Consider the following 17076-nt stretch of genomic DNA (forward strand, 5'->3'; position numbering starts at 1 on the left):
GACGGGTCAATTCCGGAGCCAGGCCCGGAGCCGGAGCCGGAGCCGGAGCCGGAGCCGAGGCCGGAGTCCGAGCCCGAACCGGGCCGTTGCCGGAGCCGGACCCGGAGCACGAGCCGGAGCCGCAGTCGGACCCCCGATCCGAGCCCGCCCGCTCCCGGCCCTACCCCCGCACCCCCCACGCCTCTGCGAGCAGATGCAGCGACCTGACCCGGTCCGCGTGGTCGTGGGTGATGGTGGTGACCAGCAACTCGTCCGCCTGCGTGGCCCGTTGCAGCACGCGCAGCTTCTCGACCACGGTCTGCGGGCTGCCCACGAACTGGGTGCGTATCCGGTCGTCCACCAGGGCGCGTTCGTCCGGGGTCCAGGCGTGGGCGGCGGCCTGCTCCGGGGTGGGGAAGGGGATCGCGCCGCGTCCGGATCGGATGCTGTGCACCCACAGGCCGTACGGGGCGGCCAGCCGCTGGGCGGCGGCGTCGTCCTCGGCGACCACCACGTCCGCGGAGACCAGGACGTACGGCTTGTCGAGCTTCCCGGACGGCACGAACGCCTTGCGGTAGGCGGTCACGGCGTCCAACACCGCGGCAGGCGACACGTGGTAGTTCGCGCCGAAGGGCAGGCCGAGCGCGCCCGCGGCCTCGGCGCTCGCGCCCGCGCTGCTGCCGAGCACCCACACGCCCAAGTCGGCGCCCTCGCCCGGGACCGCGTGCGCCTCCAGCCCCTCCGGGGTCCGGTAGTCGCCGCGGATCAGGCCGAGGATCTGCTCCACCTGGGCGCGGTAGTCCGGGAGTTCGGCGCCGGGGAACTGGACCAGCCGCACGTAGCGGGTGAGCAGCGGCGAGCCGATCAGGCTGCTGACGTCGTACGGCGGCGGGAGCAGCAGGCCCTCGGGGGTCCAGCGGTCCTCGGTGTGCGCGGGCTTCGGCCGCGGCGGCGGTGGCGTGCCGCCGGGACCGGGCAGCCGGAAGCCGGTACGGCCCAGACCCAGGTCGATCCGACCCGGGTGCAGCGCGTCCAGCAGCCCGAACTCCTCCACCACCGACAGCGGCGTGCGGTGGCCGAGCTGCACCGCGCCGGAGCCGACCCGGATGCGCTCGGTGGCCGCGGCGACGAGCTGGATCACCAGCGCGGGAGAGATGCCCGCCACCCCGGTGGTCAGGTGGTGCTCGGCCAGCCAGTAGCGCGCGTATCCCGCGGCCTCGGCGTGCCGCGCCAGGTCGACGGTGTTGTGGAGTGCTTGCGCCGGAGTGGAACCCGCGCTGATCGGGGACAGGTCCAGGACGGACAGCGGGACGGGAGGAGGCGGAGTCACGAGGCGGCCTCCTCAGCGCCGGAGCGGACCGGGGCGCCGGCCGGCTCCGGGGTGCGCAGGCCCAGGTGGTCGCGCAGCGTGGTGCCCTCGTAGTCGTGCCGGAACACCCCGCGCTCCTGGAGCAGCGGCACCACGGTGTCGGCGAATTCGTCGAGGCCGCCGGGGGTGATGTGCGGCGCCAGGATGAAGCCGTCGGAGGCCTCGGCCTGCACGAACTCCTCGATGGTGCGGGCCACGGTGCGCGCGCTGCCGATGAAGGTCTGCCGGGCGGAGGTGCGGATGACCAGGTCGCGGATCGACAGCTTCTCGGCCTCGGCCAGCGCCCGCCACTCCCGGGCGGTGGCCAGCGGGTCGCGCACCATGCGGACGCTCGCCCGGCCCTGGGACACGTGCTGCTCACCGGTGTCGGGGTCGATCTCCGGCAGCGGCCCGTCCGGGTCGTACGCCGACAGGTCCCGGTTCCACACCTGTTCCAGCAGCTTGATCGCGGTCTGCCCGCTGACCTGGGCGCGGCGCACCTCGTGGGCCCGCTCCTGCGCCTCCTCGTCGGTGTCGCCCAGCACGAAGGTGGCCGCGGGCAGGATCAGCAGCTCCTCCGGCGTGCGGCCGAACCGGGCCAGCCGGCCCTTGACGTCGCGGTAGAAGGCCTGCCCGGCCTCCAGCGTGGCGTGCCGGCTGAAGATCGCGTCGGCGGTGGCCGCGGCGAAGGTGCGGCCCTCGTCGGAGTCGCCGGCCTGGAAGATCACCGGCCGGCCCTGGGGGCTGCGCGGCACATTGAACCGGCCGGCGATGTCGAAGTGCCGGTCCTTGTGGCGGAAGGCACCGGCCGCCGGGTCGGTCAGGAAGCGGCCGGACTCCTTGTCGGCGGCTATTTCGTCCCCGCGCCAGGAGTCGAACAGCTCCTGGGCGGTGCGCAGGAACTGCTCCGCCCGGTCGTAGCGGTCGCCTTGGGCCAGGAAGCCGCCGCGCCGGAAGTTCTCGCCGGTGAAGGCGTCCCAGGAGGTCACCACGTTCCACGCCGCCCGCCCGCCGGACAGGTGGTCCAGGGAGGCGAACTGCCGGGCCACCTCGTAGGGCTCGTTGAAGGTGGAGTTGATGGTGCCGGTCAGTCCGATCCGGGTGGTGACGGCGGCCAGCGCGGACAGCACCGTGAAGGTGTCCGGCCGGCCCATCACGTCCAGGTCGTAGATCTTTCCGCCCTGTTCGCGCAGCCGCAGGCCCTCGGCGAGGAACAGGAAGTCGAACTTCGCGCGCTCGGCGGTGCGGGCGAAGTGCGTGAAGGACTCGAACTCGATGTGGCTGCCGGCCGCCGGGTCGCTCCACACGGTGGTGTTGTTGACGCCGGGGAAGTGGGCCGCCAGATGGATCTGCTTGCGGTCGCTGGTCATGGCTCGTGCGGGTCCTTCCCGGTCAGGCGCCCGCGGGCGCGTAACGGTTGGCGGGGCGGGGCAGGCCCAGCAGGCCGCGCAGCGTGCCGGCCTCGTAGGAGCGGCGGAAGACGCCGCGGTCCTGGAGTTCGGGCACCAGCCCGGTGGTGATCGCCCGCAGGTCGTGGACCGCGTCGGCCGGGCGCAGCCGGAACCCGGTCAGGCCGCCCTCGCGCAGCTCCAGCAGCAGGTCGGCCAGGCCCGCGGGGGTACCGGTGAAGACCAAGGCGTCGCTGGTGTACGGCTCGCCCAGCAGCGCGTCCAGCCGGTCGCGGCGGGCCCTGGCCTCGGCCTCGGTCCGGTCCAGGAACACCAGCACCTCGCCGAAGACGTGCACCGTGTCCGCCGCCCGCCCGGCCGCCTCCTGTTCGCGGCGGATCCCGTCGGTGATCGCGGCGGCCTGACCCGGATCCTGCGGGGTGACGAAGCCGATGTCGGCGGCCCGGCCGACCAGCCGGTACGGCACGGCCGCGTGCGCGAGCGCCGCCACCGGCGGCTGGCCCTGCGGCGGGCGCGGGGTGATCGCGGGGCCGCGGACGCTGAAGTGGCGCCCCTCGAAGTCGATGTAGTGCAGCTTGTCGCGGTCCACGAACCGGCCGGTGGCCGCGTCCCTGATCTCGGCGTCGTCCTCCCAGCTGTCCCAGAGCCGGCGCACCGCCTCCACGTAGTCGGCGGCCTCGTCGAACAGGTCCTCCACGATCTGCGGCGGCCGCGGCCCGGCCAGGTCGGTCAGCCCCACCTGCGGCAGGTCCCGGCGGCCGAAGTGCGCGGCGACGTGGCGCTGCGCGGCGATCTGCACCCGCAGGCCGGCCCGCCCGCCGCTGACGTAGTCCAGGGTCGCGATCGCCTTGGACAGGTGGAACGGCTCGGTGTGGGTGGCGACCAGGGTCGGGACCAGCCCGATCGACCGGGTCAGCGGGGCCACCCGGGCCGCGGTGAGGACCGCGTCGAGCCGGCCGCGCACCTCGTCGGTGCGCTCGTCGGGGAGCAGCGGGTCGTGGGACTGCAGGGCCAGGGAGTCCTCGAAGGTGACGAAGTCGAGCAGGCCGCGTTCGGCCTCCTGGACCAGGTCGGCCCAGTAGCCGGCGGTGAACAGCTCGCCGGGCCGGGCGTCCGGCTCCCGCCAGGCGGCGGGGTGCCAGCCGGCGTCGTTGAGCGCCACGGCCAGATGGAGCGGGGATGCGGACATGGGGGTGCCTTTCTCGATCGACCGGAGGCGAACGCGACGGCACGGAAAGCGGCGTACGGGCATCGGCCCGTACGGCGGGAAGGTGCGGGAAGTCGCGTCGCGGGGGGAGTCGGATCAGCGGCTACAGAGCGCGCCGGCCACTCGCTGCAGATCGATGTGCTGGCGCCCGTACAGGTGCACGACGGGCCCGCGGGCGACAAGGGTGCGCACGGCGGAAAGGCGGAAGAGGGAGGTGTCCGCGCCGGGCCGGTACGGGGCCGCGGTCCGGTTCGTCGTCGGCACCGCCGTCACCCCCGCCCTTTGTCGAACCTGCCCTGTCGGACGTGCCCTGTGGAACCCGCCCTGACGACACTGCCGTGTCGCGTGAAGCTAACTCGCCGCGGTGCCGCCGCGCAATCCCCGTCCGGAGAGCGGAAGGCTCCCGGGCGGGTCCGGCGCAGCGGCGCGGTCCCGCGGACCGCGCCACCCGCCGTATTACCGCTCCTGGGTGTCAGGTGCGTCGAAGTCCAGCACGATCTTGCCCCGGGTGTGGCCCTCCTCGACCGCCCGCAGCGCGCGGCCGGCCTCGGCGAAGGGGAGCACCTGGGTGACAGAGGTGCTGAAGACGCCCTCGGCCGCCAGGCGGCCCACGGTGCCGAACACCTCGGTGGTGCGGTGCCGGACGATGCCGGAGCCGCCCAGCTCGGCCGCGGTCGCCCGGTCGGCCCCGGTGATCAGCCCGGCCGGTTCGCGCAGCAGCGGAGCGAGCTCGCGCAGCGGCTCCCCGCCCACCAGGTCGAACAGGCCGTCGAGGCCGTCCGGCGCGGCGGCCCGCACCCGGTCGGCGACACCCGGCCCGGACGGTACGTGGACCGCGCCGAGCGAGGTCACGAAGTCGGCCTTGGCCGCGCTCGCCGTGCCGATCACCGTCAGCCCCTCGTGCCGGGCGAGCTGCACCGCGATCGCCCCGACCCCGCCGCCGGCCCCGTTGACCAGCAGCGTCGCCCCGGCCGGCAGGCCGAGCTGGCGCAGCCCGTCGTACGCCGTCCCGGCCGCGATCGGCAGCACCGCCGCGTCGGTCCAGGCCAGGGCGGCCGGCTTGTGCGCCGCTTGGGTCGCCGGCACCAGCACGTACTGCGCGTACGCCCCGCCGACCGGCTGCCCGAACACCTCGTCGCCGACCCCGAAGCCGGTGACACCCTCGCCGACCGCCTCGACGGTGCCGGCGGCCTCCCGGCCGAAGACGGCCGGCAGCGGCGGCGGCGCCTCGCCGGGGGACAGGTGCCCCGCACGGCGTTTCCAGTCCGCCGGGTTGACGCCCGCCGCCCGCACCCGGACCAGCAACTGGCCGGGTCCTGGCACCGGTTCCGGGACCTCGGCGAAGGCCTCGGTCTCCGGGCCGCCGATCGCGGTGTAGACGTACGCGGTGGGCATCGTCAGCTCCTCCTGTGCGGTTCGCCGTGCGTTTCGCGGACCGTCACGCGCGGTCCCGCACGGCATTGTCGGGCACCCGCAGGAAGTGGAAGAGCGTGGAGCGCCGCAGGGTGAAGCCGATCGACTCGTACAGCCGGATGGCGCCGGTGTTCACCGCGGCCGCGTGCAGGAACGGCGTGTCGCCGCGGTCCCGGATGCCCGCCGCCACGTGCCGCACCAGCCGGGTGGCCAGGCCCTGGCCGCGGTGGTCGGCGTCGGTGCACACCGCGCTGATCTCGGTCCAGCCCGGCGGGCGCAGCCGCTCCCCGGCCATGGCCACCAGCTTCCCGTCCCGCCGGATGCCGTAGTACGCGCCCATCTCCACGGTGCGCGGCAGAAACGGGCCGGGCTGCGCGCGGGAGACCAGGTCCAGCATCTCCGGCACGTCCTGCGGGCCCAGCCGCAGCGCCTCGGTGTCCGGCTCGGCCCGCAGCGAGGTGGCGACCATCTGCACGCCCTGCCCGGACTGGCCGGTGGACCAGCCCTCGGGCAGGTCGCGCACGCCGGCCAGCGCGAAGGAGTTGCCCGGGCCCACCAGCTCGGCCAGGTCCGCCCAGGAGCGCGGGTCCTCGATGTCGGCGAGGGCGACGAAGGGGGAGACGTCCTGCTGGTAGCGGGCGGCCGCGCCGTTGATGTCGGCCAGGTGCCGGTGCGGACCGGTGAGCGCGGCCCAGGCCGGATTGTCCAGGAGGGCGGTGTCGGGCGCGCCGGCACCGGCCGCGCGGCCGGCGCTCTCCTGGGACAAGGGTTCTTGGGGCAGGGGCTCGTGCGGCGGCTGGAGGCTGGTGGACATGGTCGGGGTCTTTCTCCGTTCCGTTCCCGTCAGGCAGTCGCGGTCGCCGGGGGCACCACGTGATCTTCACCGAGGACAACGGGGAAGCGCCCCGGGAAAATCCCCGGGGCGGCTGTCGTCCCCGTCACGAGTTGGTCAGCGGCAGTCCGGGCGGATTGACCAGGGAGGTCGGCACGGACTCGTTGCTCAGGTTCCAGGCGGCCAGCCACTGGGCGTACTGCCCGTTCTTGATCAGGTAGTTGACGGCGTCGGACAGCGGCTTGACCAGGCCGTCGTCCTTCTTGGTGGTCGCGCAGATCAGGCCCTGCAGGCTCGCCCCCGCGCCGGAGTACGTGCCGGCGGTGCGGGTCGCCTGCGGGGTGCCGGCGGTCTTGGTGACGTGATAGGCGACATCGGGGTTCGGGCCGAAGTAGGCGTCGATCTTGTGGGAGGTCAGCGCCAGGTAGGTGCTGGAGTTCTCCGGGAAGTACTTGACGGTGAGGTTCTTGCCCTCCGCCTTGAGCTTGCTTTGCCAGGTCAGCAGGATCTTCTCCTGGTTGGTGCCCGAGCCGACCGCGACCGTCTTGCCGGCCAGCACGTGGTAGTCGCCGGTGAAGGTGAGCGGGTCGTCCTTGCGCACTTCCAGGGCGAGGTTGTCCTTGCGGTAGGCGGCGAAGTCGTACTTCAGCTTGCGCTGCTCGGTGTCGGTGATGTTGGAGAAGCCGACGTCGGTCTTTCCGCTGTCGATGCCGACGAAGAGGTTGTCCCAGGTGGAGTTCGTCAGCTCCGGCTTCAGGCCGAACACGGCGGCGACCAGGCGGCCGAAGTCGGGTTCCGAGCCGGTGAGCGTCTTCTGGTCGGCGCCGATGTAGCCCAGCGGGGTGCTGCCGCCGGGCAGGAAGCCGAGGCCGATCACCAGCTTGCCGCTGTCGCGCACCTTCTGTGGGAGTTCGGCACGGATGGCGGCCACTTCGGGGACCTTCAACGTGGTCTCCTTGGCGGCGCCGTTGGACTGGAGGCCGACGATGACGGTGCCCTTGGCGTCGGCCGCGGCGGGGGCGGCGCCGGAGCCGGCGCCCGACGAGTCGCTGCCGCAGGCGGCCAGGCCCAGGGCGAGCGTGGTCACAGCGGCGGCGGACAGCAGGAGTCCGGGGCGGAAGCGGGGCATGGTGGGGTTCCTCGCTGGGGGTCGTGGACGGTGTGGACGGTGGGACGTGCGGTACGCGGCGGTGCGGGAGTACGTGGCGGTGCGGCGGCCGGGGTGCGCGGGATCCGGATTCACGGCAGCCGGATTCACGGCGCCCGGATTCACAGCACCCGGATTCACAGCACCCGGCTGAGGAACTCGCGGGTGCGCGCCTCACGGGGACGGCTCAGCACCTGCTCGGGCGGGCCCTGTTCGAGGATCCGGCCGCCGTCGAGGAAGACGACGGTGTCGGCGACCTCGCGGGCGAAGGCGATCTCGTGGGTGACCACGATGAGCGTGGTGCCGCCGCCGGCCAGGTCCTTGATGACGGCCAGCACCTCGCCGACCAGCTCCGGGTCCAGCGCCGAGGTGGGCTCGTCGAAGAGGATCACGCCGGGTTCCAGGGCCAGCGCGCGGGCGATCGCCACCCGCTGCTGCTGGCCGCCGGACAGCTGCCGGGGATAGGCGTCGGCCTTGCCGGCCAGGCCCACCCGGCCGAGCAGCCGCAGCGCCGACTCCCTGGCCTGCGCCTTGGTCGCGCGGCGGGTGGCCACCGGCGCGGCGGCCACATTCTCCAGCACGGTCAGGTGCGGGAAGAGGTTGAAGTTCTGGAAGACGAAGCCGATCCGGCTGCGCTGGGCGAGGATGGCCCGCTCGCCGAGTTCCTTGAGCCGGCCGCGGTGGTGCCGCACCCCGATGGGTTCGCCGCCCACGCTGACATGGCCGACGTCCAGCTTCTCCAGGTGGTTGACCGCCCGCAGCAGCGTGGACTTGCCCGACCCCGAGGGGCCCAGGATCACCGTCACCTGCCCGGCCGGCACGGTCAGGTCGATCCCGTTCAGCACCCGGTGCGAGCCGTACCACTTGTGGGCGTTGTGCACGGTGACCTCGGCGGCGGCGCGTTCCCGGGCCGGCGTCGCCGCGCTCATCGGGCCGTCTCCAGCGCGATACGGGCCCGCAGGTCGCGCAGCCCGCCCCGCAGCCGTTGCAGCGGGGTGGGCGGCACCGTACGAAGCGCGCCGCGCGAGTAGTAGCGCTCGACGTAGAACTGCACGACCGACACCACGCTGGTGAGGATCACGTACCAGACGGTGGCCACCATCAGCAGCGGCACCACGTCCCCGGGGTACGTGCTCTCCATCGTCTGCACCTTTCCGAACAGGTCGAGCAGCGAGACGTAGAAGACCAGCGAGGTGCCCTTGATCAGGCCGATCAACTGGTTGACGTAGGCCGGCACGATCGCCCGCAGGGCCTGCGGCATGACGATCCGGGTGAACTGGTAGCCGCGCGGCAGTCCGAGGGCGGCGGCCGCCTCGTGCTGGCCCTGGTCCACCGACAGCACCCCGGCGCGCACCACCTCGGCGGCGTACGCGGCCTCGTTGAGGCTGATGCCGACCACCGCGACCACCATGTCGGTGGCCAGGCTCGACTCCTTGAAGTGCACCAGGCCCGGCCCGAACGGCACGCCCAGGCTCAGCCGGGAGTACAGGGCGCTGAAGTTGTACAGGAACAGAAGCACCACGATCAGCGGCACCGAGCGGAACAGCCACACGTACACCCAGCTCGCCGCGCGCAGCACCGGGCTGCGGGAGAGCCGGGCCAGCGCCAGCAGCACCCCGCCGAGCAGGCCGAGCACCGCGCTCCACGCGGTGACCTTGAGGGTGACGACCAGGCCGTCGAGGATCACCGGGCGCAGGAACCAGTAGCGGAACCGGTCCCACTGGAAGAAGCGGTTGGTGACCAGCCCGTGCCCGATCTGGGCCAGGACCACCAGGACCAGGGCGGTCAGCACCCAGCGCCACGGGTGCCGCAGCGGGATCACCCGCTGGGCCTCGGGTCTGCCGCTTTCCTTGTCCGAGGCGGGCGGGGACGCCTCGGGTCCCGCCGCGGGCACGGCGGGCGGGGATTCCGTCATCGGGGAACTCCAGCGCGAGGGAGGAGGAGGCCGCCGCCCCGGGGCCGGCCCGGGCAGGGGGCGGCCGGATACGCCGGGGCGGCGGTGCGGGGGAACCGTGCGGAAGCCGCGCGGCGGGAGGGCGGCGCGGGGCACGGCGGGAGCGGGGTACGGCGGTGCGGTACCGGGACCGGCGGGGCGGCGCGCCCATGACCGGCCAGGTCAGGCGGCGCAGGCCCGACCGTACGGCGGCCGGACCGGGATCAGGCCGAGGTCAGACCGTACAGAGGGCGCTGTTGACGCGGAGCAGGTCGATGTGCCGGGACAGGAACGCGGCGACCCGGCCGTGGCGTCGCCACGCGGCCATACCCGGTCCTGAATACATCCTGGTCACCCTCGTCCGTCTGCCGTCGCCCGGCGGGCGACCGATGGCGGCCGGGTCCGCCCCGGCCTGCGCCGTACGCTAGGCAGCGCCCTCGAAGCGTGTCAATGAACGCCCGGCAGGCTTCACACGCCGTTCAGAATCCCGGAGCCCGTCAGCCCGTCAGCCCGTCAGCCCGCCTTGCGCTTGCCGGTCGTCTTCTTCGCCGCGCTCTTTCCGGCGGCGGTTTTCTTGGCGGCAGCCTTCTTCGCGGGGGCCTGCTTCTTCGCGGCGGTCTTCTTCGCCGTACGTTTGCCGGGCCCGCCCCCGGCGCGCCCGCCGCCGCCCTGCGCGGCCTCGACCGAGGCGCGCAGGGCCGCCATCAGGTCGACCACCTCGCCGCCGCGTTCCTCCTCGGCCGTGGGCGGTTCGGCGCCGGCCAGCTTGGCGGCCACCAGTGCCTCCACGGCCTCCGCGTACTCGTCCCGGAAGGCCGACAGGTCCGCCTCGCCGAGGGCGTCGATGAGGGTGTCGGCGAGCTTCAGTTCGTTCTGGCTGACCGAGATCCTGCCCTTGGGGGCCGCGGAGTCGGCGGGGTTGAGCTCGTCCGGCCAGCGCAGCGTCTGGAGCAGCAGCACGTCGCCGTGGGCGGTGATCAGCGCCAGGCGCTCGGAGTTGCGCATGGCGAACTTGCCGACGGCCGCCTTGCCGGTCCGGGTCAGCGCTTCGCGCATCAGCACGTACGGCTTGCCGGCGGCAGGAGAGCCGGGCGCGAGGAAGTACGGCGTGTCGAGCTGCATCGAGTCCACCGCGGCCAGCTCGATGAAGCCGTTGACCTCGATCGTCTTGGCGGTGGGCAGCGGCAGTGCCTTCAGGTCGTCGTCGGTGACCGGCACGAGCCGGTCGTCGGGGGTCTCGAAGGCCCGCCCGATCTCGGCCGGGCCGAGCACCTCCTCGTCCAGCTCGCAGGTCTTCTGGTACCGCACCCGCCCGTGGTCGGCCCGGTGGATCTGGCGGAAGCCGATCCGGTGGCTGGAGACCGCCGACCCCAGCTTGACCGGGAAGGACACCAGGCCGAAGGCGAGGGTCCCGGACCAGACACTGCGCATAACCTGTCCCTTTTTGTCAGACTATGGGACCTTTATGGTATGCCGATCACCGAGGTCGAGGGCCGCCGGCTGAAGCTCAGCCATCTGGACCGCGTGCTCTGGCCGCGTACCGGCACGACCAAGGGCGAGATGCTGCACTACTACGCGACGGTGGCCCCGGTCCTGCTGCCGTACACGGTCGGCCGCCCGGTCAGCTTCGTGCGCACCCCCGACGGCGTGGCGGGTCAGCGCTTCTTCCAGAAACGGCCGCCGGCCGGCACGCCCGACTGGGTCACGACCGCCGACACCCTCCGCAAGAGCGGCGAATTCATGTCACAGGTCCTGGTCGACGACCTGCCGACGCTGATCTGGGCGGGCAACCTCGCCTGCGTGGAGATCCACACCCCGCAATGGCTGGCCGCCGACCCGGGGACCGCCGACCGGCTGGTGATCGACCTCGATCCCGGCCCCGACCGCACCGTGATCGACTGCTGCCGGGTGGCGCTGCTGCTGCGCGAGCGGCTGGCCGAGGACGGGCTGACCGCCTGGGCCAAGACCAGCGGCTCCAAGGGACTGCACCTGTACGCCGCCCTGCGCGACGCGAGCCCAAGGGCGGCCGGGGACTACGCCAAGCGGGTGGCGCAGGAGTTGGAGCGGCGCCACCCGGACCGGGTGATCTCCCGGATGACCAGGGCCGACCGCACCGGGCGGGTCTTCCTCGACTGGTCGCAGAACTCGGCGAAGAAGACCACCGCGACGGCGTACACCGTCCGCGCCCAGGAGCGGCCGACCGTGTCCGTCCCGCTGTCCTGGCGCGAGGTCGCCGAGGCCGACGACCCGGCGGGGCTGGTCTTCACCATCGACGACGTCCCCGGCCGGGTGGCCGAACGCGGCGACCTGCTCGCCGGGTTGCTCGACCCGGCCGCCGCGGCCCCCCTGCCGGGGTGAGCCTCACTCCTCGTCGTTCTCGTGCGCTCCGGTCGGCGGCAGGGGAGCCGCCGCCGGCGGCGCTGTCGGTCCGGCCACCAGGCGCTCGGCGGCAGCGGTCAGCTCCACCCGGACCGTGGGCTCGGCAGCCGGGCCCGGGACAGGGGCTGACGTACGGGCAGGAGCGGGGGCCGGGTCGGGTCGGGCATCAGAAGAGTCCGAGCTTCTTCGCGGAGTAGCTGACCAGCAGGTTCTTGGTCTGCCGGTCAGGGGTGCTGTGAAGGTGGGTGGTCACCCGTGCCCGGCCGCAGCCGAGTTGCCGTCGTGGCCATCCCGGTGCCTGGCTGCGGCCCGCGCCCCCGCTTCGACCGCGGCGCGGGACAAGAGCGCGGACCGGCGCCCGGGGGGGGTGCCCCGGGCGCCGGTCCGCAGGGCGGCCGGCAGGCCGCGGGAGGGGTCAGTAGTGGAAGACGGAGAGCTGGCTCCCGTGCGGCCCCGGCGTGTAGCCGGTGCGGGTCGCCGGGTCGACCTGCACGAAGGAGCCGTTGATCGGCAGGCTGACGTTGTACCAGTAGAAGCCGGACACCCGGGAGACCAGCTTGCCGGTCTCGTCCACGACCACGATGGCGCTGGTCGCGTTGTTGTCCGGATTCCCGGCACTGGTGCCGGGCGAGACGACCTCCTGCATCACGAACAGGTGGTGCGCCTCGTCGGCCACCGGATGCTGGTAGCCGCCCCCGGGCAGGGTGAAGCGGGTACCGGCACCGGTGCCGACGTCGTACAGGCCGAGCGCCCCGTCGTCGGTGGCCGCCAGCATGGTGTGGGTGGTCGAGTCGATCGCCAGCCCGTGCTGGGAGCCGGCAGTGACGCCGGGGAACGAGGAGACCGAGCCGTCGGCGGCGACCGTGACGAAGCGGTTCGGGCCGGCGTAGGTGAAGAAGTCGCTCGCGCCCAGCACTGCGGTGCCGGTGCTGTTGTCGGCCCCGAAGGCGGTCACGAACGGGTACTGGTAACCGCTCAGCTCGGGCTCCACGTCGATGGGCGGGCCGAAGGTGCCGGCCGCCACGTTCGAGGTGAACACGCGGTAGGCCCCGGTCGGGCCGTTCTTGCCGTAGAGGAAGGAGCTGGTGTCCGTCCGCTGGTTGGGCGCCGGCAGCGGACCGGTGCCGCCGCCCGGCGTGACGTCCGCGGCCGGCGGCGTCCAGGCGCCGGCGTCCGTCCCCTTCGACAGCGGGGCCACCACGTGGTAGCTGCGGCTCCCGTCGGGGTCGATGCGCTCGTACAGCCCGGTGTCCCCGGCGAACAGGCCGGCACCGGCGCCGAGCGAGCCGGGCGTCTGGTAGGTGGACGCCGAGGACGCCACGGTGCGGGTCACCTTGTTCGTCCCCTGGTCGAAGACGTCCACCGTGCCGCCGGCCGCCCCGTTGGAGGTGACGAAGCCGGCGTGACCGCCCGCCGCGACGCCGAAGCCGCTGTAGACGGTGCCGCCGGACGACGGCACGACACCGTCGCGGGTGACCATGCTGACCTCGCTGCCCTCGCCGGTTGTCCGGCCGTTGTGCGTCGCGAGGACCCGGACCACGTGGTTCATCGCGGTGTCGAGCTGCAGCACGCTCTGCGGGAGCGTGACGGTGCCCTGCGTGCCGTGCACGGTGCCGTGGTAGACCGAGCCGGTGTCCACGCCGTTGGCGTCGATCCGGGACCCATTGGGGTTGTTGAAGGGGTTCTGATTGCCCGTCGAGGTCGGACCCGCCGCGCTGACCTCGACGATCGCGCCGTCGGCACCGGGGACGTCACGTACGTCCCAGGTCACCGCGAGACCCTGGTCGTAGTCGACCGCGACGTCGTGCCCGCTCGCGCCCGGCTGACCGGCCGGCGCGAGCAGCGGCGCCGGCGGGCGGGCGTCACCGGTCGGCGCGACCCGGACGAAAGCCCAGTGCGTGTACGTGACGGCCGCACGCCCGGCCCCCGCGGGCTGGATGCCGATGCCGTAGATCCCGGCGCCCGGCAGCGCCGTGACGGGCACCTCGACGGTCCCCACCGCGGCGGTCAGCGGGACGGTGTACGCCGGCCGGAAGTAGCCCGAGGACGCCGGGTCGACCCGTCCGGGCTGCGAGACCACCAGCACCGGGTCCGGCGCGCTCACCAGGTCGCGCAGGTCGTAGTGGACGGCGATGGTGGCGCCGCGGGCGACCGCCGGAGCCGCGGGCGCGAGGCCGTAGGTGGCGAGCCCGTCGCTCGGCCCGAAGGTGAGCGTGACCGAGCGGCTCGCCAGGGCCCGCCCGCCGCTGCTCGCGGCATAGGTGAGCGTGACGCTCCGCGAGGTGGTCGCGGCCAGCGGCAGCCCGGCCGCGGCGAGGATCGCCGAGGGCTGCAGGCGGGCGTTCGCCGTCGCGGCCAGCTGCTTCTCGCCGACCGTGAGGGAGTAGCTCACCCCGTGGGCGGGCAGCCCCTGCCAGTCGGGTGCCAGGACGATCCAGTCGTTGACGTGCGCGTGGTCCAGCGGGATCGCCGCGGGGTCGGTCTCGTTGTTGAAGATGGTGTCGAACCCGTCGAGCGGATGCCGGGCCACGACCGCGATGCGCGGCAGCGAAGGCGCCGCCGGCTCCCCGGCCCGCCGCAGCAGCGTCTCCACCGCCCTGCCGACGTCGACCTGTGGGCCGACGTGGAGGTCGAGATCGGTCTGCGCGGGCTGCGCGACGGGGGAGGCGGTGCCGACCAGCAGGTCGCGCACCTCGAGCGGGTCGGACATGCCCTGGGCGTGCGTGAGCCGGGCCACCTGGAGCACGACGGCCGCCGCCGCGGCGACCTCCGGCGTCGAGGCGGACGTACCGCCCTGGTAGGCCACGGACACCGCGGTGGCCGGACGGCCGGCGGCATGGGCCAGGGCGATGACGTTGTCGCCCGGCGCCGAGATCTCCACCCGGGACCCGCGCCCGCTCGCGAACCCGCGGGAGCCGTTGTACCGCGTCTCCGGGTAGGGCGTGACGCTCGCCGGCCCGGCGCCGCCACCGGTCGAGGCGATGTCGTCGAGCGTGGTCGCCCCGACGTCGATCGACCCGGTGTCCGCGACGAACGACGGCGCCGTCGACATCGCCACGTCGTTGAGGTCGGTGGGCTGCTGCCCGTGCCCGGCCAGCTCGGTGGCCGTGCTGCCGCCGGAGGGCGGCACCGCGGCGTTGGTGTACGTCCGCAGGCCGTCGCCGGCCGAGACCGTCACCACGATTCCGTACTGGTGCACGATCGTCGCGATCACCGAGGCGATGACCGGGTCCTCCTCCATGTACCGCCCGGAGAAGCCGTAGCTGTCGTAGCCGAAGCCGAGCGAGGCGGTGATCACCGAAGGGCGCGGCTTCTGCTGCGCCGCGGCCAGGAACGCCGCCGCCATGTCCGCCGTCGCCGGACCGGAGACCGACGGCAGGACGAGCCGGTACTGCGCGCCCGGCGCGATGCCCAGCAGGTCCGTGACGCCGCTGCCCGGGTTCTCCGGCCGCTGGAGGTCGTGCGGCAGCGGAGCCATCATCGAGAAGTCCAGGCCGACTTCGGTCAGCGTCGGGTCGTCCGCGCCGCACACCTGCCCGACCGGGTCGAGCGTGCCGTCCGCGCCGGCGGTGTAGGTCGGGATGAGGGGCATGCCGGGCCAGTCGAGATACCGCTGCCCGTGCTGGACGACCGTCGTCGGCCCGTAGGCCGCCGCCCACTGGTAGCAGGGGTTGGTGCTGTCCGCGGCGGCCGAGGCGTCGGTGAGCGTCCCGAGCGAGACGTTGGTGATGATCTCGCCCTGCCCGGGCAGCTGCCCGAAGCGCTGCCCGATCTGCGAGTAGGCCGAGGCCGCGTCCACGCCCGTCGAGCCGAGCAGGCTCTGCAGGCCCGACGTGAGGCCGTAGTTCGACGGCAGGGCGGCGGACGGCTGCTGACCGCCGGTCACCGTGCCGCGGGCGGTGGCGGCCTGGACGGCCGCGCGTGCCGCGGGCGCCGGGGTGTCGCTCAGCGGCGTCCCGCCGGTGTTCAGCGAGGTGACGCGCCAGTCGGGCGAGGCGTAGGCGATCGCAGGGTCCTGGCGCAGCACGGCGAGGGCGTGCCCGGCGGTCGCGGCCGGCACGTGCAGCCGGTAGACCCGCGACAGGTTCAGCGGCGCCCCGTCGGCGCGGGTGTCCGCACCGGCGTCCGGTGCGACCGGCTCCGTCCCGCTCACCCCGAGCCCGGCCAGCACGCCGTCCAGGCGCGCGTCCCCGGTGTAGCGGGCCGGACGGCCGGCGTCCGGGCGGGTGCTGAGGCTCACCCGCGCGGGGATGGCAACGTTGTCAGAGTAAGCGACCAGCAGGTCGTCGGAGGCGTACGGTTCGGGACGCCCCTGCGCCAGGTCGGCGACCAGCTCCGACCGCGGGGGCAGCGCGGCGGTGGCCCGGCCGGCTTCGTGGTGCAGCGGGACGTGCTCGAATTCGGAGGTGCCGCCGGCCCGGTCCTGCAACTCGGCGAGCCCGTCGCTGTAGACGGTCGCGTAGCGGCCGTCGGGGAGCGCGAGCCGCTGGTAGACCACATCCGGGCGGGTGGCGCCCGCGGAGTCGTTGCCTGCCACGGGGGCCGCCGTGGCAATCGATGGGTTCCACACTGGCGTGCAGAGAGCGGTGACCACGGCGAATGCCGCCGCGATCACCGTTCTGGCGCGTGGGTGCACAGACTGTCCTCACGTCGATGGTGGGGATGCGATGCCGCCCGCTCGCAGGCGGCACGCGCCGACACTAGGAAGTACATGGGTCAACAATCAACCAAATGGCGTAGCCGCCGGCCGTCCCGGAACGGCCACAGTGTCCAGGCGCCGCGCATGACCTGCGGTTTGTCCGTGGACACTCATTCTGGGATTTCGTATACGGCGGCTGGAATGTGCCCTGACTCACCGCGGTGCGACGCTACCTCCAGGTGCCGGCCGCCCTGGGATCTGCCCTGGCGGGGGCTCAGACCCGTGCGGCCGTCGAGGAGTTCACGCGCAGTCGAGGGGGCCCGGATGCCGGGCGGTCTCCTCGATCATGTGGAGCACGGTGCCCGCAGGTCGGAGACCTCGCCGTCGGGGTCGTCGCCATGGGGACCGGCGGGCCTGGCGTCCAGCGGCGTGGTCGCCGGTACCGCGTACTGCTCCCGGTGGAAGGCGGACACCTCCTCGGCCGGGTGCTCCGACGTCAGCCGCTCCTCGTCGTCGCCGGGCCACGGCACTTCGGCAGTGCTCCCGAGGAACACCCGCTGGAGCCAGTGCCGTTCGGCGTACCCCAGATGCTTGACCAGCCCGAGCGGCGTCCAGTCCGAGGGCAGGACCGCGGTCCTCAACTGCTCGGTGAGGGGCGGGCGCGCGGTGACGGGAGTTCGGGGCTGGGCCTCGGGAATCCGGCACGCCCAATGGGTGCTGCTCGGTCCTGAGTCGCGCCGGGAGGGCACCAGCGACCGTGTCCTGGCCCTGATGCCAGGTGCGGCTGGCG

At 73.6% G+C, this 17076-nt stretch carries 13 protein-coding genes; 1 reads left to right on the forward strand and 12 read right to left on the reverse strand.

Annotation, left to right across the window (positions count from 1 at the left end):
- Nucleotides 1-160: 160 nt before the first annotated feature.
- From ITX44_RS32760 to ku, 10 genes are all read right to left on the reverse strand, one after another.
- The gene (locus tag ITX44_RS32760) at nucleotides 161-1309 is read right to left on the reverse strand and encodes an LLM class flavin-dependent oxidoreductase (RefSeq protein WP_205362013.1); all 1149 of its coding nucleotides are present in this window, start codon (nucleotides 1307-1309) and stop codon (nucleotides 161-163) included.
- A complete protein-coding gene (locus ITX44_RS32765) occupies nucleotides 1306-2697 on the reverse strand; it encodes an NtaA/DmoA family FMN-dependent monooxygenase (RefSeq protein ID WP_205362021.1) in 1392 nt (463 codons plus the stop codon). The genes ITX44_RS32760 and ITX44_RS32765 overlap by 4 nt, the downstream gene beginning before the upstream one ends.
- Before the next feature lie 22 nt (nucleotides 2698-2719).
- Nucleotides 2720-3925 (reverse strand): LLM class flavin-dependent oxidoreductase, encoded by a 1206-nt coding sequence (locus ITX44_RS32770; protein WP_205362022.1) that lies wholly within the window; start codon nucleotides 3923-3925, stop codon nucleotides 2720-2722.
- A 114-nt stretch (nucleotides 3926-4039) separates the two neighbouring features.
- A complete protein-coding gene (locus ITX44_RS43145) occupies nucleotides 4040-4216 on the reverse strand; it encodes a putative leader peptide (RefSeq protein WP_372441059.1) in 177 nt (58 codons plus the stop codon).
- Nucleotides 4217-4399: 183 nt separating this feature from the next.
- The gene (locus ITX44_RS32775; RefSeq protein ID WP_205362023.1) at nucleotides 4400-5338 is read right to left on the reverse strand and encodes an NADP-dependent oxidoreductase; all 939 of its coding nucleotides are present in this window, start codon (nucleotides 5336-5338) and stop codon (nucleotides 4400-4402) included.
- A gap of 43 nt (nucleotides 5339-5381) precedes the next feature.
- The gene (locus ITX44_RS32780) at nucleotides 5382-6170 is read right to left on the reverse strand and encodes a GNAT family N-acetyltransferase (protein ID WP_205362024.1); all 789 of its coding nucleotides are present in this window, start codon (nucleotides 6168-6170) and stop codon (nucleotides 5382-5384) included.
- Between the two features lie 124 nt (nucleotides 6171-6294).
- Nucleotides 6295-7317, reverse strand: coding sequence for a transporter substrate-binding domain-containing protein (locus ITX44_RS32785; protein WP_205362025.1), 1023 nt, complete (start codon nucleotides 7315-7317; stop codon nucleotides 6295-6297).
- A 155-nt stretch (nucleotides 7318-7472) separates the two neighbouring features.
- On the reverse strand, nucleotides 7473-8264 hold the full coding sequence (locus tag ITX44_RS32790) for an amino acid ABC transporter ATP-binding protein (protein ID WP_205362026.1): 792 nt from the start codon (nucleotides 8262-8264) through the stop codon (nucleotides 7473-7475).
- Nucleotides 8261-9250 (reverse strand): amino acid ABC transporter permease, encoded by a 990-nt coding sequence (locus ITX44_RS32795; protein WP_205362027.1) that lies wholly within the window; start codon nucleotides 9248-9250, stop codon nucleotides 8261-8263. The genes ITX44_RS32790 and ITX44_RS32795 overlap by 4 nt, the downstream gene beginning before the upstream one ends.
- Nucleotides 9251-9781: 531 nt before the next feature.
- Nucleotides 9782-10699, reverse strand: a complete 918-nt coding sequence (ku, locus tag ITX44_RS32800; protein WP_205362034.1) for a non-homologous end joining protein Ku — start codon at nucleotides 10697-10699, stop codon at nucleotides 9782-9784.
- A 39-nt stretch (nucleotides 10700-10738) separates the two neighbouring features.
- Between ku and ligD the strand changes: the two genes are divergently transcribed.
- The gene (ligD, locus tag ITX44_RS32805) at nucleotides 10739-11626 is read left to right on the forward strand and encodes a non-homologous end-joining DNA ligase (RefSeq protein ID WP_205362036.1); all 888 of its coding nucleotides are present in this window, start codon (nucleotides 10739-10741) and stop codon (nucleotides 11624-11626) included.
- A gap of 436 nt (nucleotides 11627-12062) precedes the next feature.
- Here the strand turns inward: ligD and ITX44_RS32810 are convergent, their stop codons facing one another.
- On the reverse strand, nucleotides 12063-16184 hold the full coding sequence (locus tag ITX44_RS32810; RefSeq protein ID WP_205362038.1) for a hypothetical protein: 4122 nt from the start codon (nucleotides 16182-16184) through the stop codon (nucleotides 12063-12065).
- A 446-nt stretch (nucleotides 16185-16630) separates the two neighbouring features.
- Nucleotides 16631-17035 (reverse strand): mycothiol transferase, encoded by a 405-nt coding sequence (locus ITX44_RS41775; RefSeq protein ID WP_307795599.1) that lies wholly within the window; start codon nucleotides 17033-17035, stop codon nucleotides 16631-16633.
- Nucleotides 17036-17076 lie beyond the last annotated feature (41 nt).

Source organism: Actinacidiphila acididurans, from assembly GCF_016918855.1.
Taxonomy (GTDB): Bacteria; Actinomycetota; Actinomycetes; order Streptomycetales; family Streptomycetaceae; genus Actinacidiphila; species Actinacidiphila acididurans.

Excerpts from the sequence above, each read along its gene's own strand:
- ITX44_RS32775 (WP_205362023.1), bottom strand. The coding sequence starts at position 5,338 with ATGCCCACCGCGTACGTCTACACCGCGATCGGCGGCCCGGAGACCGAG.
- ku (WP_205362034.1), bottom strand. The coding sequence starts at position 10,699 with ATGCGCAGTGTCTGGTCCGGGACCCTCGCCTTCGGCCTGGTGTCCTTC.
- ITX44_RS32780 (WP_205362024.1), bottom strand. The coding sequence starts at position 6,170 with ATGTCCACCAGCCTCCAGCCGCCGCACGAGCCCCTGCCCCAAGAACCC.
- ITX44_RS32785 (WP_205362025.1), bottom strand. The coding sequence starts at position 7,317 with ATGCCCCGCTTCCGCCCCGGACTCCTGCTGTCCGCCGCCGCTGTGACC.
- ITX44_RS32765 (WP_205362021.1), bottom strand. The coding sequence starts at position 2,697 with ATGACCAGCGACCGCAAGCAGATCCATCTGGCGGCCCACTTCCCCGGC.
- ligD (WP_205362036.1), top strand. The coding sequence starts at position 10,739 with ATGCCGATCACCGAGGTCGAGGGCCGCCGGCTGAAGCTCAGCCATCTG.
- ITX44_RS32795 (WP_205362027.1), bottom strand. The coding sequence starts at position 9,250 with ATGACGGAATCCCCGCCCGCCGTGCCCGCGGCGGGACCCGAGGCGTCC.
- ITX44_RS32790 (WP_205362026.1), bottom strand. The coding sequence starts at position 8,264 with ATGAGCGCGGCGACGCCGGCCCGGGAACGCGCCGCCGCCGAGGTCACC.
- ITX44_RS32770 (WP_205362022.1), bottom strand. The coding sequence starts at position 3,925 with ATGTCCGCATCCCCGCTCCATCTGGCCGTGGCGCTCAACGACGCCGGC.